This is a genomic window from Budvicia aquatica DSM 5075 = ATCC 35567 (assembly GCF_000427805.1).
In the GTDB taxonomy this organism is placed as follows: domain Bacteria; phylum Pseudomonadota; class Gammaproteobacteria; order Enterobacterales; family Enterobacteriaceae; genus Budvicia; species Budvicia aquatica.
Map to the genome: position 1 here is coordinate 159795 of NZ_ATYS01000001.1, position 15331 is coordinate 175125.

14 protein-coding genes and 2 pseudogenes are annotated in these 15331 nt (G+C 46.1%); 8 read left to right on the forward strand and 8 right to left on the reverse strand.

Annotated elements, in window-relative coordinates; genetic code table 11:
• Positions 1 to 55: 55 nt before the first annotated feature.
• The 5 genes and pseudogenes from YWE_RS26180 to YWE_RS0100720 all read right to left on the reverse strand — a co-directional run bounded on the left by YWE_RS26180 (position 56) and on the right by YWE_RS0100720 (position 3587).
• A pseudogene (locus tag YWE_RS26180) lies at positions 56 to 593 on the reverse strand (recombinase family protein).
• A 146-nt stretch (positions 594 to 739) separates the two neighbouring features.
• The gene (locus YWE_RS31795; RefSeq protein ID WP_428829252.1) at positions 740 to 1120 is read right to left on the reverse strand and encodes a transposase; all 381 of its coding nucleotides are present in this window, start codon (positions 1118 to 1120) and stop codon (positions 740 to 742) included.
• Between the two features lie 170 nt (positions 1121 to 1290).
• A complete protein-coding gene (locus YWE_RS31300) occupies positions 1291 to 1566 on the reverse strand; it encodes an IS110 family transposase (protein ID WP_227659945.1) in 276 nt (91 codons plus the stop codon).
• 453 nt (positions 1567 to 2019) lie between these two features.
• Complete coding sequence (locus tag YWE_RS0100715) at positions 2020 to 2925, reverse strand: EamA family transporter (RefSeq protein ID WP_029092790.1); 906 nt, start codon at positions 2923 to 2925, stop codon at positions 2020 to 2022.
• Between the two features lie 155 nt (positions 2926 to 3080).
• A complete protein-coding gene (locus tag YWE_RS0100720) occupies positions 3081 to 3587 on the reverse strand; it encodes a DUF2938 domain-containing protein (RefSeq protein ID WP_029092791.1) in 507 nt (168 codons plus the stop codon).
• A 281-nt stretch (positions 3588 to 3868) separates the two neighbouring features.
• Here YWE_RS0100720 and YWE_RS0100725 point away from each other — a divergent pair, with 281 nt between their 5' ends.
• A complete protein-coding gene (locus YWE_RS0100725; RefSeq protein ID WP_029092792.1) occupies positions 3869 to 4816 on the forward strand; it encodes an aminoimidazole riboside kinase in 948 nt (315 codons plus the stop codon).
• 120 nt (positions 4817 to 4936) lie between these two features.
• Here YWE_RS0100725 and arsC read toward each other — a convergent pair whose 3' ends face one another.
• Positions 4937 to 5365, reverse strand: coding sequence for a glutaredoxin-dependent arsenate reductase (gene arsC / locus YWE_RS0100730; RefSeq protein ID WP_029092793.1), 429 nt, complete (start codon positions 5363 to 5365; stop codon positions 4937 to 4939).
• Positions 5362 to 5678: pseudogene (locus YWE_RS0100735) on the reverse strand (ArsB/NhaD family transporter); the annotation flags it as partial. The gene arsC and the pseudogene YWE_RS0100735, both read right to left, overlap by 4 nt.
• A 237-nt stretch (positions 5679 to 5915) precedes the next feature.
• Here YWE_RS0100735 and YWE_RS0100740 point away from each other — a divergent pair.
• The 5 genes from YWE_RS0100740 (at position 5916) to arcA (ending at position 12590) form a co-directional block, all read left to right on the forward strand.
• Positions 5916 to 7364, forward strand: a complete 1449-nt coding sequence (locus YWE_RS0100740) for an AMP nucleosidase (protein ID WP_029092795.1) — start codon at positions 5916 to 5918, stop codon at positions 7362 to 7364.
• Positions 7365 to 7452: 88 nt separating this feature from the next.
• The gene (locus YWE_RS0100745) at positions 7453 to 7890 is read left to right on the forward strand and encodes a GNAT family N-acetyltransferase (RefSeq protein WP_029092796.1); all 438 of its coding nucleotides are present in this window, start codon (positions 7453 to 7455) and stop codon (positions 7888 to 7890) included.
• 198 nt (positions 7891 to 8088) lie between these two features.
• Positions 8089 to 8895 (forward strand): 2,5-didehydrogluconate reductase DkgB, encoded by an 807-nt coding sequence (gene dkgB, locus YWE_RS0100750; protein ID WP_029092797.1) that lies wholly within the window; start codon positions 8089 to 8091, stop codon positions 8893 to 8895.
• A 903-nt stretch (positions 8896 to 9798) separates the two neighbouring features.
• Positions 9799 to 11304, forward strand: coding sequence for an amino acid permease (locus YWE_RS0100760; RefSeq protein WP_029092798.1), 1506 nt, complete (start codon positions 9799 to 9801; stop codon positions 11302 to 11304).
• 17 nt (positions 11305 to 11321) lie between these two features.
• On the forward strand, positions 11322 to 12590 hold the full coding sequence (gene arcA, locus YWE_RS0100765; protein ID WP_029092799.1) for an arginine deiminase: 1269 nt from the start codon (positions 11322 to 11324) through the stop codon (positions 12588 to 12590).
• A 106-nt stretch (positions 12591 to 12696) separates the two neighbouring features.
• Here the strand turns inward: arcA and YWE_RS0100770 are convergent, their stop codons facing one another.
• Complete coding sequence (locus tag YWE_RS0100770; RefSeq protein ID WP_029092800.1) at positions 12697 to 13092, reverse strand: (R)-mandelonitrile lyase; 396 nt, start codon at positions 13090 to 13092, stop codon at positions 12697 to 12699.
• A 127-nt stretch (positions 13093 to 13219) separates the two neighbouring features.
• Between YWE_RS0100770 and YWE_RS0100775 the strand changes: the two genes are divergently transcribed.
• Together YWE_RS0100775 and YWE_RS0100780 are read left to right on the forward strand one after the other, a co-directional pair.
• A complete protein-coding gene (locus YWE_RS0100775) occupies positions 13220 to 14113 on the forward strand; it encodes a LysR family transcriptional regulator (protein WP_029092801.1) in 894 nt (297 codons plus the stop codon).
• A gap of 209 nt (positions 14114 to 14322) precedes the next feature.
• The gene (locus tag YWE_RS0100780; RefSeq protein WP_029092802.1) at positions 14323 to 15312 is read left to right on the forward strand and encodes an aldo/keto reductase; all 990 of its coding nucleotides are present in this window, start codon (positions 14323 to 14325) and stop codon (positions 15310 to 15312) included.
• Positions 15313 to 15331: the final 19 nt, after the last annotated feature.

Sequence of the window (15331 nt, forward strand, 5' to 3'; positions counted from 1 at the left end):
ACGAACTTCCGCTGTTGGCACAAAGCTGCCTTTCAAGTTCAATTTATTTTTACTGTCAGGATTCGTTCTGCCCTACCTTTACCCGGAGTATGGTTTGTCGGGTAGTATTAAATTCCCTAGCAATGGCGCTGATACTGACCCCAGCGTTGATACGTGCAATCACAGTAAGTTGCTGTTGCAGAAGGACGGCCAAACCGCTTACCGGCTCCTTTTGCTCGTGCAATACCAGCGTGCGTACGCTCAAACAGCAGATCCCTTTCAAATTCCGCGACAGCAGAGATGACCTGCATGGTAATTTTTCCTGCAGGGCTTGTCAAATCAACTCCGCCCAACGCGAGGCAGTGAACGCGAATATCTGAAGCAGCCAGTTGTTCCACTGTTTTTCTGATATCCATCGCATTGCGCCTCAGTCGGTCAAGTTTAGTAACAATCAGTACGTCGCCATTTTCCATGCGATCAGGTAGTCGGGTGAAGCTTGGTCGCTCACCGGCAGCAACCGAACCGCTGATATGTTCTTCAATCAGTCGCTGGGGCCGGACGGTAAAACCGGCAGCCTCGATTTCTCTGCTCTGATTTTCGGTGGTCTGATCCAGGGTAGAGACCCGGCATTACGTCTGGCGGACAAACCTTAAGCTGGTACTGGGGAAATACCGTTCATTACGCTCAGTGGATAGTGGTATGTACAAAAAACAGGCTTAGCGTAGGATATTTTCCGCTTTCCAAGCGGACCCCTTGTTAGTTATCTGGCAAACGGTATTTTGGCCATAAATGGCTTACCCGATTTTAAGACACCATAAGCCAGTTGCAGTAGTTTTTTCATCGCGGCACACACTAAGTATTTACCCCGTTTTCCTTTTTCTCTTAATCGATTACATAACGCTAAGATAACGGGATTATATCTCAGGGCTGCGAGTGCTGGCATATAAAGAGCCTTTCGTAACATTGCATTCCCTTTCTTGGATAATCTCGTTTGGCCTTTCCATATGCCTGATTCTTTTAATATCGGATTAAGTCCTGCATAGGCAACTAGTGCCTTGTTGCTGTTAAATCTCGACATATCTCCCACATATCCCAGCAAAGTCGTACTTAATACTTCCCCTACGCCGGTATCGATTCCAATAAGATTTTATTCTTTTTCAAATCAGGATCGTTATCGACATGCTCTTTGATTGCCTGTTCTGTTTCTTTGATTTGTTGCTCTAGTACCGAAATGCTCCTTTGAATTAAACCCTGTACGATGGGGTGCTGGTTTCCATTCAGGAGGATTGTGAAGACGGCAATAGTGGGCGATCATTTTAGCATCCCTTTATCAGTCTTATTGCGGATAAGTTCACTTTGGCCAAAGGCATGTATTCTGGCTGGATTTTCAACGCTGACTAAATAGCCGGCATCATGAATAAAAGTAGCCAATGGCAAACCATAAGGAGCTAACCAGAGCAAGAAAGCGTGAAATCCGTCGGGAGTATTGGCAAATACCTTATTTTTATATTTCTTCGCCTCAATCCAGATAGTTGCATCAAACTTTTTACTCGCAATATCAATACCCACAGAAGTCAGCGTTGTCATAGTGATAGCCCTATAAAGAACATAATAAATCGCCATGACCTCCCTTATAGAATACGTGCTCGAGGCACAAGATACCGTTCGGTCGTTAAGGCGACGAGATATGTCATGGGGGATTAATCTAGGAAACAGGCTTAAAACCCACGGGCGCTCACAATCTCATCCATGACATCCCAATGATCAGTTGGGGGTCATCTCTCCGGTGAGGAAAGAGATCAAGATATAAGGGCGCTCCGGCTGCTCACGCAGCTACGACCCCAACGGACAAGCCGTAGGGAACGGCTTTGAACAACACAGAGTGTTAGCCCAAAGGGCAGGCTACAGGAAGTAGCCTGTAATTCTTTCCCTACGTTTAAGCTTTTTAAGAGCAAAACGCTGATGTCCGGGCGTTTGTCAGCAGTCTGAGTAAAACGGGCACCATAATAGGTGCCCGTTTTACTATTTTTTTTTGGTGCATTATTGAGATGATAACGGCTTTCTTGGGCGTCTGATAAGCGCGCCAAATACATTAATCAGCAGGCCAACCATCACCATAACGGCGCCGGAGATCTGAGCTATAGATAAGGTTTCGTCTAATACAATCCACGCGGCGGCAAGCCCGACAACGGGAACCAGTAAAGTCAGCGGTGCAACCCGCCATGTCTCATATCGCGACAGTAAATTGCCCCAGACTGAATAGCCAAATATTGAGCTCAAAAAGGAGAGATAGATAATTGAGAAAACGCCTTTAAGGTCGATATTTAGCAGGCTGCTAACGATAACGTCAGGTCCTTCAAATAAATAAGAACAGACAAAAAATGGCAGAATGGGAATGGCCGCACTCCATACCACAACGCTAAGGATACGATCGTTGGGAGAGACACTACCGATACGTTTATTCACCAAGTTACCGCTGGCCCAAGATAGGGCGGCGCACAGCGTCAGAATAAAACCCAGGGCGGTTATATTAGCAGCAGGGGCCTGGCCCATAGCTAAAACGGCGATACCACCGCCGGCAACGGCGATCCCCAACACATGATTGGCTCTGATTTTTTCGCGGAAAAACAACGCACACAGCAGTAACGTAAAAAAGGCCTGAGCCTGAAGCACCAGAGACGCTAAGCCAGCGGGCATTCCCAGTTTTATCGCGCTGAACAAAAAGGCAAACTGACCAAAGTTCATCGCCAGCCCGTACATGACCAGCAGTTTGAGCGGAGCTTTAGGGAATGGAACAAACAGTAGCGCCGGAAATAATACAAATAGAAAGCGAAGCCCGCCGAGTAAAAAAGGGGGAATCCCGTCCAAACCAAATCTGATAATGACAAAGTTCACACCCCAGACAATCACCACGCAGAGGGCTAATATCCTGTCTCTGGTACTCATACTACGCTGAACCTCATTTAAAATGGCCAACATTAGTGACAGTGTCACTAAGATAGCTATGGTTTAAACAAACGAATCAATACGCCAAAACTACCTGATTATTCAGCAGGTTCATAACGTTATTTTCACAGAGACCGGGGCCGCATTGTTACTTTTTAGCTAAGCGGAAATAAAATGGCGACTAAGCCAGCGCTAATATAGAGCCCGAAACCAAAAGCCGTGTGAGCAAGCAGGCTACGAAAACGGGCCACGTTGGGCTTAGGTGTTTTAGAGGCCGCTATTCCAGCCCCCATGCCGGGTTGAAGAATAAAAAAGGGAGCTAATACCGTTACAATTCCGATAATTAACGCCGGTAACAGCCTGGGGTGAGTTGCCCAGTTCAGGCCATATATCACCAATAGCAGAGCGGCAAAGGCGATGCCAATAAGGTAATGTGCCAGCCAGCCCAAGGCCTTCTCGTGCTTTATTGGTAATGATTGAGCAATATTTTGATGAACTAAATACCCTTTAGGCAGGTGGCCAATCCAGCGACCTACCATGGCATAATTGAGGGAAGATATGCCAAAAAAGCGCTTTAACATAATGGCCCACAAATCCATTATTATCGTTGCTCCACAGCCTATGACCACTGCGTATGTCATCAGGATTATATATTCATTCATTGGCTTATGTCCTTAAGGTAAAATGCAATTGATATGTTATATCATAACAATTAATGAAAGATTAGCAATAATGTCAGGCTGATAAAGCATGATGAATATTTAAGCTGAATGGCTAAAATAGCCAACAATCCGCAAGTATTTCTGCCTGTGAACGTTGGTGGGTTCAGAAATAAGGAAATAAACTCAAAATGATAAACAGGAGGGCAAAATGAATTGTCCTCCAACGCTTGTCTAGTGTTAGATTATCCCTTGTTTACCATCGGTTAACGCAGGGAGAGTAAATGAAAGTTTGGTCATTAGGTGATGCGGTGGTTGATCTGCTACCGCAGGGAAATATGCAGTATCAGGCCTGTGTCGGCGGAGCGCCGGTCAATGTCGCTGCCGGTGTGGTTCGCTTAGGGCAGCAGGCCGGATTTATCGGGCGGGTTGGTGACGAACCCTTTGGTCATTTTATACAAAAGACGTTATCAGATATCGGCGTTGATACCTCTGCCATGGAGTTTGATGCCCGGCATAAAACCAGTACCGTTGTGGTTGCTCTGCATGATAACGGTGAGCGCGAGTTTTCATTTTTAGTCAACCCGTCGGCCGACCAATTTCTGTCGCAGGAAAATCTGCCGAGTATGGCTGCCGATATTCTGCACTTTTGCTCACTGGCGTTGGTTGGTGAAACCTGCCGTCAAACATTAGATAAAGCAATACAGGATATTCATCGAGCAGGTGGGCTGTTGAGCTTTGACGTTAACCTGCGTGAACAGATGTGGCCTGACGCCGCACTAATGCGCCGGACGATTCAACGCTATGTTGAGCTGGCTGATATTCTGAAACTTTCAGATGAAGAGCTGCATTGGCTGACCGGTACCGACAATCAACAGCCTGCTATTGAGTTTCTGCAACAATATCCGGCACGGCTTAAAGTGATTACATATGGTGCTAAAGGCTGCCTGATTTTATGGCAGGACCGGCAATTCCATATTAAGGGATATCAGGTAGACAGTATTGATACCACCGGTGCCGGTGATGCCTTTATGGCCGGTCTGCTAGCGGCTTTGGCTAAAGTCGGCCCCGAACTGAACGAGTTGAAGTTACAGACAATATTTAGCCGCGCCAGTGCATGCGGTGCGTTGGCAACAACGCAAAAGGGTGCGATTAATGCGGCCCCGACCGAGGAACTGCTGGAACAGTTTATTCAGCAACGGCCAGCCTTGGTTTTTCGTTCTGGCGTGTAGTTATAGCCGGTAGTTATAGTCGGACAGTGATGAGCGGAAAATGATGATCGGACAGCGGATTAAATAAATCCATTAGCACCGCTAATCGCCTCAATCAGCAACTGATTGAGGCGAATGTCATTACTTTATGATTCTCTGCCCGTTCGCATCAACTATCTGTTCACCATCTTCTTTAGTAAATGCCCCTTTTTGCGGGTCGGGTAAGATATCCAGCACGACTTCTGAAGGCCGACAAAGGCGAGTTCCCAGCTTGGTGATAACCACCGGGCGATTAATCAGGATAGGGTACTGAAGCATAAAATCGATAAGCCGATCGTTGGTCCATTTCGCGTCATCAAGCTTTAGTTCCACATATGGATCGGTATTCGGGCGTAATAATCCGCGAACGCCGGTGCCCATATCATCAATAATCTTAACCAGCGTAGCCCGGTCCGGCGGAGTTTCTAAGTAGTGAATAATCGTCGGTTCAATGCCGCTGTTACGGATTAATTCCAGCGTATTACGGGATGTTCCGCAGGCCGGATTGTGATAAATGGTGATGCTATTCATTTAAATCGCCTCTTTAATATTCTCTGCGTGGTGTGACGCTTATAGGGTATAAAAGACAAACGGAAAGCCAGTGCGCTCAGGGTGACTAATAATACCGGCAGCGTCATGATAATGCCGACACGGAAGTAATATCCCCAAGTAATTGTCATATTCTTTTGGGCCAGAACGTGCAGCCAAAGTAAGGTTGCCAGACTGCCGATGGGAGTAATTTTAGGGCCTAAATCGCTGCCAATAACATTGGCATAAACCATCGCCTGTTCAAACCGCTAGCATCGCTTCCTTCTATGGACAGGGCACCGATAAGTCCCGTAGGCATATATACGCAGGGTAGATATGATGTCAAATATAATGCATATGAAATTTAAAGTGTGTTTGAGCGCAATAACTGACATTTAATGAAATACATAACGGTAATAATATGGTGTTAACGTGAATCAAACGATAGAGTAACTAACCACAAGCCCGAATGGCTAATCATCTATAGCGCGACTATGCTTGCTGTTTACCATGATTAGGCTGCCTTTATCAGGCGTTTAATGGAGATATTATTTTGAATAAACAACAACTCACAACGGCTGAGGCACTGGATAAACTTGAAGCGCTTTATGATTGTGCACTGACAGCACTACGCGGGGCCATTAGTGATTTTGTTAATCAGGGTACTTTGCCGGATGTTGCTGCTCGGGCTAATGGACTGTTTACTTATCCCCAAATCAGCGTCACCTGGGACGGGCAGTTCCAAGAGCGTTTACGCACCCGTGCCTTCGGGCGTTTTGTTCGTACCGGACACTACAGCACAACCGTTACCCGACCGGCACTGTTCAGAAGATACCTGACAGAACAGCTTACGCTGCTGGAAAATGAGTATGGTGCTAAATTTGAGGTGACACCGTCACAACAAGAGATGCCATATCCCTTTGTAATCGATGGCTCAGACCTGATTCTTAACCGTTCGATGACCGCCGGTCTGGCCCAGCACTTTCCGACCACCGACTTAGCTAAAATTGGTGATGGCATAACTGACGGAATAGACCCAGATACCGAAAGCTTCCCGCTATCCCATTTTGATGCCCTGCGTACTGACTTTTCCCTTGCCCGGCTTAAACACTATACCGGTACGCCGGTTGAACACGTTCAACCCTATATTCTTTTCACTAACTACAGCCGTTATGTTGACGAGTTTGTTAGCTGGGCCTGCGAGCAAATTCTCGACCCAAATAGTCCTTATCAAGCGTTATCTTGTGCCGGTGGCACCTATATCACGGCAGAGAATGCCGATCCGGAAAGAACAACGTCAGACCTGGCGTGGAAAAAGCACCAAATGCCGGCCTATCATCTGATCAAAAAGGACGGTCCGGGAATTACGCTGGTTAATATTGGCGTTGGCCCGTCTAATGCCAAAACCATTTGCGATCACTTAGCGGTACTGCGGCCACACGTATGGTTGATGATTGGCCACTGTGGCGGCCTGCGTGAAAGTCAGTCAATTGGCGACTATGTTTTGGCTCATGCTTATTTACGAGACGATCACGTTCTGGATGCCGTGTTACCACCGGATATTCCGATTCCTAGCATTGCTGAAGTTCAGCGCGCACTGTATGACGCCACTAAGGCCGTCAGCGGCATACCCGGTGAAGAAGTTAAGCAGCGACTGCGTACCGGTACGGTAGTTACATCTGACGATCGTAACTGGGAATTGCGGTTTTCTGCTTCGGCGCTGCGTTTTAGTCTTAGCCGCGCGGTGGCTGTTGATATGGAAAGTGCAACGATTGCCGCTCAGGGATATCGTTTCCGGGTACCTTACGGCACATTGCTCTGCGTTTCCGACAAGCCGCTGCATGGTGAAATTAAGCTACCGGGGCAGGCCAACCATTTTTATGAAGGAGCGATCTCCGAGCATCTTCAAATTGGGATTCGGGCGATTGATTTGCTTATCGCTGAAGGTGACCGGTTGCATTCACGTAAGCTACGGACCTTTAACGAACCGCCGCTTCGTTAATACACAATAATATTGATCATAAGGTAGGCGATATTTTCCTGCTTTATGATTACTGATGATTTAACGTTGTTGATTTAAAAAGATTATTATGCAGATTAGATTGGCTAACCCGGCAGACGTACCGGCAATGTTTCGGGTTCGAATGAGCGTCAATGAAAACAAAATGACCCTCGATGAGCTTAAAGCCATCGGGGTTACCCCTGAATCATTACCTGAAATGCTGATCGGCCAAGGGCGGGGCTGGGTTGCCGAGGTGGACGGTGAAGTAACAGCATTTGCCATGGCGGATGCTGAAGAGGCCACTATTTTTGCACTGTTTGTTGAACCTGAGGTTGAAGGCAGGGGAATTGGTCGGCGTTTGATGAACGCCGCTGAAAAATGGTTAGCTGAAATGGGGTGCCGGGAAGTTTGGCTAGAAACGGACAGTAATACGGCGGTTCGGGCTAACGGCTTTTACCGTTACACCGGATGGACCGAGAGCCAACTTCAGCCAGACGGACAGGTTAAATTTATTAAACGCTTATAGTTTTGTGGAAACTCGAAGATGGGTATTGTTGCAGTTAACTCAATTATCTTTCGCAGATTCCCTCCTTTTTCTGAAAATATCCGAATGGCAATATAGCGCCAATCGGGTCTCTATTAACGTTGTTTTCTAGCAAGTTACCAGATTCCATCGACCATTGTGTATAAGCACAGTGCCATTCAGGTTTAGCAGGAGAAGCAAATGAGTATTCCATCTTTTGGCGTTGGTACCTTCCGTTTGGACGGACAGGTTGCTATTGATTCAGTGCGTAATGCCCTTGATGTCGGCTACCGCGCTATTGATACCGCCCAGATCTATAACAATGAAGCTGAAGTCGGTCAGGCCATTGCCGAGTCAGGGGTTAAGCGTGATGAACTGTTTATCACCACCAAGATTTGGCTAGATAATTACGCTCACGATAAATTGATTCCCAGCCTTAAAGAGAGTTTGGCAAAACTACGCACTGACTATGTTGATCTCACTCTGATTCACTGGCCTGCGCCGGGTAACGGTATTTCGGTTACAGAATTTATGACGGCGTTAGCCGACGCTAAGGCCCAAGGGCTGACCCAACAAATTGGTATTTCAAACTTTAATATTGAGCTGACTCAGCAGGCGATTGACGTGGTTGGTAAACAGGCGATTGCCACCAATCAGATCGAACTAAGCCCGTATTTACAAAATCCTAAGCTTGTCGCGTTCCTCAAGCAACAGGGGATCCATATCACCTCTTATATGACGCTGGCGTATGGTAATGTGCTAAAAGATAAAGTGATTAATGCCATTGCAAAACGCCATCAGGCAACGCCGGCGCAGGTTACTTTAGCTTGGGCGCTGCGGTTAGGTTATTCAGTGATTCCTTCGTCAACAAAGCGTGAAAATTTAGCCAGTAACTTACAGGCATCACAGTTACAGCTGACAGATGAAGATATGGCACAAATAGCGGCGCTGGAACGTAACGGACGTTTAGTCAGCCCGGACGGATTAGCCCCGAAATGGGATGATTAATTAAACGTAATGGTTCTTAAAACATCTTCCTTTGTTATCCCGTTTCTCAACGGAATGACGAAAAGTCTTCATCTTCGCCATTCTTACGAAAGCGAGAGCGCAAGTCGTAGGCGAAGCAAACATATGGTCCGCAGGATGAGCACAGCGAATCATCATGTAATCTAACGATGTCGTTATCCCCGTGAAAACGGGGATCCAGGTTTTAACTCACCAACAAATACTTGGCTTAAGGGCTGGATGATTCGCTTCATTCCCCCTTCGGGCCATTCGCCAGCGAATGATAAGGGAAGTAATTAGGCTGATTATTATATTAATGGGATTTATTTTACTTAACCAGCATTGCCAAAAACAATCCAACACACCTTGCTCCCAAAATCACGTAATGGTAAAAAATAAAAAATTATATTAATGCTGCAAAATAAACACGTTTATCAATATTTAAACTCGACCAAAAAGTTAAAGGTAAAATAAAATATGGGTAACGTGTGCAACACTATTGAATGGAGCGTTATCAACATACTCCGAATTATTTTAAAAGGTGATTATTTTAATGAGAAATGGGAGGGTGTAAGAACACGATAAATCTAATTATTTAAATAAAATCAATCAATTAAAATTTTATCGATGTTGTGGTTTCGTTTAAAATCACCGGTCAAATTTCCCTTAGATTATTTTGTGATATCAATGTAATAAAAAATTAATAGTTTTATTAACACCTTGCTTTTATTGATTTTTGTTTCCACACCCCCTTATTAAACCTCTATTTCATCGCTTTTTTTATTCAACTTAACTGGCTTTTTTTTAATTGTAACTATACTTCTAACTATAACTACACGTGCAATTAATGTTGTTGGTTTTGATACCTTTTTCATCATAACGTCTATCCATAAGGTGATAACAATTATGAGTGATTCAACTTCGAGTAAACTCTCTTTATATGCGCTAACGGCACTGGTTGTTGGTTCAATGATAGGTGCCGGTATATTTTCTTTACCTGCGACCTTTGGTCGTGCAACGGGAGGTGGTGGAGCACTTATCGCCTGGCTGATAGCCGGTAGTGGTATGTTAATGTTGGCGTTTGTTTTCCAGACATTAGCTCAACGCAAGCCTGAACTGGATTCCGGCGTTTTTATCTATGCCAAAGCCGGATTTGGTGACTATTTTGGTTTTATCGCTGCACTAGGGTTCTGGGCCGGTACCTGTATCGGTAACGTCTCTTATTTCATACTGATTAAATCAACGCTGGGGGCATTCTTCCCGGTATTTGGTGATGGAAATACCTTTTTGGCTATTGCCGTGTCATCGGTCATTTTGTGGTTTTTCCATATTCTTTTGTTGCGCGGAGTTAAAAGCGCGGCGGCGATAAATACCATCGCGACCTTTGCCAAAATCATTCCTATCTTTTGTTTCGTTATCATACTGGCGTTTGCCTTTAAAGCTGACATCTTCGCGCTGAACTTCTGGGGAACGCCGCCAAGTGCTCCGGCCGATCTGTCACACCTGAATGATTACGGTTATGTCGGTCATGCGGCATTGGCCATTGAGCCAAGCGTTGAGCCTGAATCCTTATGGTCACAGGTTCGCAGTACCATGCTGGTCACTGTGTTTGTGTTCCTAGGGATTGAAGGTGCGAGCGTCTATTCTCGCTATGCCAAAGAGCGGAAACATGTTGGTATCGCAACGGTACTCGGGTTCTTAGGCGTACTGTGTTTGCTGGTTCTGGTGACTATGCTGTCGTACGGCGTAATGTTACGTCCTGATATTGCTGCACTACGCCAACCATCGATGGCCGGTATTCTGGAAGCCATTGTCGGTCGCTGGGGGGCAATATTTATCAGCGTTGGTTTGATTATTTCGGTATTAGGCGCGTATTTATCGTGGTCACTGCTGGCGGCTGAAGTTCTGTTCTCCGCAGCAAAAAGTAAGAGCATGCCCAATGTCTTTACTAAAGAGAATGACAAAGACGTACCACACGTTGCGGTTTGGTTAACCAACATCACCATTCAGGTCTTCTTGATCCTGACCTTCTTTAGTGACTATGCATTCCAATTAGCGCTTGAGTTAACCAGCTCATTAACGCTGATTCCTTACCTATTAGTCGCCGCTTATGGCGTCAAGTTGGCCTACACCAAGGAAACTTATGAAACAGACAGCCGAGATTATAAGAAAGACCTGACGATTGCCGTTTTGGCAACGTTCTATGCATTACTGATGCTATATGCCGGTGGCCTGAAGTACATCTTATTGTCAGCGATTATTTACGGCCCGGGCACTGTTTTCTACTTAATCGCCAAACGTGAGCAACATCAAAAACCGTTTAACGTTGTAGAAGGAACCATTTTTGCAATCATCATTGTCGCAGCGATTGTTGCAATTTACAGCATTGCTACAGGTGCAATAACTATCTAAATCCAGAGGTTAAATTTATGAACAAAAATAATACTCGCCCTTATGGTGTACATTCTGAAGTAGGGAAGCTTCATAAAGTTATGGTTTGTGCTCCAGGCCGGGCTCATAACCGACTAACACCATCTAACTGTGATGATTTACTGTTTGATGATGTACTTTGGGTTGAACGCGCTAAGCGAGATCACTTTGATTTCATGACTAAAATGCGTGAAAGAGGGGTTGATGTTGTTGAGATGCACAACCTGCTGGCGGAAACTTTAGAGAATCCGGTCGCGCGTAAATGGATCTTAGATCAGCAAATTGTTCCCGATGAAGTTTCGCTGGGTATCCTTAGTGAAACCCGCAGCTTTTTAGACGGACTTGCTCCGCGCATTCTGGCGGAAGTATTGATCGGCGGATTGTCGACTTCCGAACTGGCGAAAGAAGGCCATTGCGATAACGAAGAGTTAAGATTGATCCGTCAGGCAGTAGGTATTACCGAGTACTTATTACCACCACTGCCAAATACGCTGTATACCCGTGATACAACCTGTTGGATCTATGGCGGCGTGACGTTGAATCCGCTTTACTGGCCGGCCCGTCATGAAGAGACTATTTTGACCACGGCAATTTATAAATTCCACCCAGACTTCGCGAACAGTGATATTAATGTCTGGTGGGGAGATCCGACTAAACATCACGGTACCGCAACCTTAGAAGGCGGTGATGTGATGCCAATCGGTAATAAAACGGTGCTGATCGGTATGAGTGAACGAACCTCTCATCAGGCGATTACTCAGTTAGCCGCGGCGCTTTTTGCCAATAAAAAATCAGACGTTGAGCGGGTGATGATTGCTGCAATGCCTCGTTTAAGAGCCGCAATGCACCTGGATACCGTGTTCACTTTCTGCGATCGCGATGTGGTCACTCTGTATCCGACCATTGTTAATCAGATTAAGACGTTCTCACTGCGTCCGGACGATGGTCCTACCGGAATGAAACTCAGTGAAGACAAAGGAACCTTTGTTGAAGCCGTTGCAGGCGCACTTAACTTGAAGAAATTACGTGTGGTTGAAACAGAGGGTAATGATTATGACGTTGAGCGTCAGCAGTGGGATAGCGGCAACAATATGGTTGCGTTATCTCCGGGCGTGGTAATGGCTTACGATCGTAATACCAAAACCAATACTCAATTACGTAAAGAGGGGGTCGAAGTTATTGAAATTGTCGGCAGTGAATTGGGTCGCGGTCGTGGCGGTGGTCACTGTATGACCTGTCCATTGATTCGTGATGGCATTGACTACTAATTAAGCAACGCTGGTTGATAGCGTAATGTTTAGATATAAACTTGTGTAATCCCTAAAACGCCTGAATTTGTTCAGGCGTTTTTCATTATGGCAAAGGGGGGATTTACTATGGTTGATATTGCCCGGCAGTGACTTCTTCCATCCATTCAACGGCGCTGCCGTTTAACGACTCGGCAATGGCGATATGGGTCATGCTTGAGTCCGGCGCGGCACCGTGCCAGTGTTTCACGCCTGCTGGGATCCAGACTATATCACCGGGAGTTATCTGCTGAATTGGTTTTCCCCATTCTTGTACTCGACCTTTACCTTCTGTGACTAATAGCGTTTGTCCTAAAGGATGGGTATGCCACACGGTTCGGGCTCCGGCTTCAAAGGTTACCGTTGCGCCACCCACCCGGGCAGGTTCGCTGGCCTGAAAAGGGGAATTGATATGTACCTTACCGGTAAACCAGCTTTGTGGACCTTCAACCGTGGGTTGTGTGCCATTAGGTATAATTTTCATTTTTGTTTCCTCTGGTTGTACGGCAAATAAGGACTCTGATAAACCTGTGTTACCCATGAATTTACAGCTTGTTGGGTTGTGTGACTAGGTAGTAAAGTGAGCTAGGACTTATGAGGAATATTCATTAATGCTAAGAGAAAACATCAACGATCTGATCTCTTTTTCCGTGGTGGCAAAAGAGAAAAGCTTTACCCGAGCTGCCGCTAAGCTGGGTATCTCTCAATCAGCACTAAGTCATGCTATTCGCGGGTTAGAAGAGCGTTTAGGTATCAGGCTATTAACCCGAACCACGCGCAGCGTTGCACCAACCGATGCCGGAGAACAACTGCTTAGCCGGATTGACCCCCAACTGCTCGAAATAGAACAAGGCTTATCACTGTTAAGCGGGCAAAAAGAGAGCCCGGGCGGGACAATTCGTCTTACATCCGCAGAACACTCGACACAAACGGTGCTTTGGCCGGCGATAGAAAAATTCCTGCCCAAATACCCCGATATTAAAGTTGAAATTACCATTGATTACGGCCTGAGAGATATTGTTGCAGAACGCTACGATGCCGGAATCCGCTTAGGTGAACAGGTGGCCAAAGATATGATCGCCGTGCGTATCGGACCCGATATGCGCATGGCCGTGGTGGCAACGCCATCCTATATGGCTGGTAAGCCTCATCCAGTCACGCCACAAGATTTACAACACCATAACTGTATTAATCTGCGTCTGCCTACATTGGGCGGTGTCTATGCATGGGAATTTGAAAAAGAAGGGCGACCGTTGCGGGTGCGGGTTGAAGGGCAACTGATATTAAATTCTAATTCGCAAATTATGAAAGCGGTATTGGCCGGTTTAGGTATGGCATTTGTACCTGAAGATACGGTGCAGAAAGAGCTAAAAAGCGGAAAGCTGGTACGTTTTTTAGCAGACTGGTGCGAGCTCTTTCCCGGATATTTTCTTTACTATCCGAGCCGCAGGCAGCATACGCCGGCGTTTGCGCTGCTGATTGATGCGTTGCGCTACCGTAGCTAATAGGGAGAATCAAACAGAACCCTATTAGCCAGTTTGATTAATCCGCCCAGCTGATTAATGAGTACAGCTCATAATAACAAGTAGATTTAGCTTATAGTCAGCGAGCGGACTTACTCCTACAGTAATAGCCTATACCCGCCTTATTCTTCATCATTGAATCACCAACTGAATAGAGTAAGGCGATCGGAGACTGTTCTGAGGAAAACAAAATGCAAAAGCGTCAATTAGGTAATGCGGGATTATCCGTTTCTGCTTTAGGCTTAGGCTGTATGGGGTTGAGCTTTGGCTATGGTCCGGCCACGGATAAACAGCAAGCAATATCACTGATTCGTGGCGCCGTTGAGCGGGGCGTGACCTTGTTTGATACCGCTGAGGTTTATGGTCCTTTTACCAATGAAGAATTACTGGGAGAGGCGCTGGCACCGGTACGTGATAGCGTGGTTATCGCCACCAAGTTTGGTTTTGAGCTACCTCAGCCTGACGGTAAACAAGTCATCAATAGCCGACCAGAATTAATTCGTAAGGCGGTTGAAGGTTCGCTTAAGCGTCTGAATATTGAAACGATCGACTTGCTTTATCAACATCGTGTTGACCCCAATGTGCCGATTGAAGACGTAGCCGGTACGGTTAAGGAACTGATTCAACAAGGTAAGGTAAAACATTTTGGTTTATCTGAGGCCGGAGCTCAAACCATACGTCGGGCTCATGCCGTTCAACCGGTGGCTGCGCTGCAAAGTGAATACTCCCTATGGTGGCGTGAACCTGAACTCGAAATATTGCCAACCTTAGAAGAGTTGGGTATTGGCTTTGTGCCATTTAGCCCTTTAGGTAAAGGCTTTTTAACCGGGGCTATAACCGAAAACACCACCTTTGACAGCAATGACTTCCGTAATATTGTGCCACGTTTTAGTGTGGAAGCCCGTAAGGCTAACCAAAATTTAGTTGAAGTTCTTGGTCACATAGCCCGACAAAAACAGGCGACTCCGGCTCAAATCGCGCTGGCATGGCTACTGGCGCAAAAACCATGGATTGTACCGATCCCCGGTACCACTAAAATTCATCGGCTGGAAGAAAATTTGGCCGCAACAGATCTGACCCTAAACCCGACTGAACTTAAGGCCATTGAAAGCGCACTGTCTGCAATTGAAGTTCAGGGCGCGCGCTATCCTGAACATCTAATGAAGCGGGTGGGTAACTAATATTTCGCCAGCCTGATAG

What these genes read in the sequence shown, in the direction of transcription:
- YWE_RS0100760 (WP_029092798.1), top strand. Translation starts at nt 9,799, where the DNA reads ATGAGTGATTCAACTTCGAGTAAACTCTCTTTATATGCGCTAACGGCA.
- YWE_RS31300 (WP_227659945.1), bottom strand. Translation starts at nt 1,566, where the DNA reads ATGACAACGCTGACTTCTGTGGGTATTGATATTGCGAGTAAAAAGTTT.
- arcA (WP_029092799.1), top strand. Translation starts at nt 11,322, where the DNA reads ATGAACAAAAATAATACTCGCCCTTATGGTGTACATTCTGAAGTAGGG.
- YWE_RS0100775 (WP_029092801.1), top strand. Translation starts at nt 13,220, where the DNA reads ATGCTAAGAGAAAACATCAACGATCTGATCTCTTTTTCCGTGGTGGCA.
- YWE_RS0100770 (WP_029092800.1), bottom strand. Translation starts at nt 13,092, where the DNA reads ATGAAAATTATACCTAATGGCACACAACCCACGGTTGAAGGTCCACAA.
- YWE_RS0100780 (WP_029092802.1), top strand. Translation starts at nt 14,323, where the DNA reads ATGCAAAAGCGTCAATTAGGTAATGCGGGATTATCCGTTTCTGCTTTA.
- YWE_RS0100715 (WP_029092790.1), bottom strand. Translation starts at nt 2,925, where the DNA reads ATGAGTACCAGAGACAGGATATTAGCCCTCTGCGTGGTGATTGTCTGG.
- YWE_RS0100720 (WP_029092791.1), bottom strand. Translation starts at nt 3,587, where the DNA reads ATGAATGAATATATAATCCTGATGACATACGCAGTGGTCATAGGCTGT.
- dkgB (WP_029092797.1), top strand. Translation starts at nt 8,089, where the DNA reads ATGAGTATTCCATCTTTTGGCGTTGGTACCTTCCGTTTGGACGGACAG.
- YWE_RS0100725 (WP_029092792.1), top strand. Translation starts at nt 3,869, where the DNA reads ATGAAAGTTTGGTCATTAGGTGATGCGGTGGTTGATCTGCTACCGCAG.
- YWE_RS0100745 (WP_029092796.1), top strand. Translation starts at nt 7,453, where the DNA reads ATGCAGATTAGATTGGCTAACCCGGCAGACGTACCGGCAATGTTTCGG.
- arsC (WP_029092793.1), bottom strand. Translation starts at nt 5,365, where the DNA reads ATGAATAGCATCACCATTTATCACAATCCGGCCTGCGGAACATCCCGT.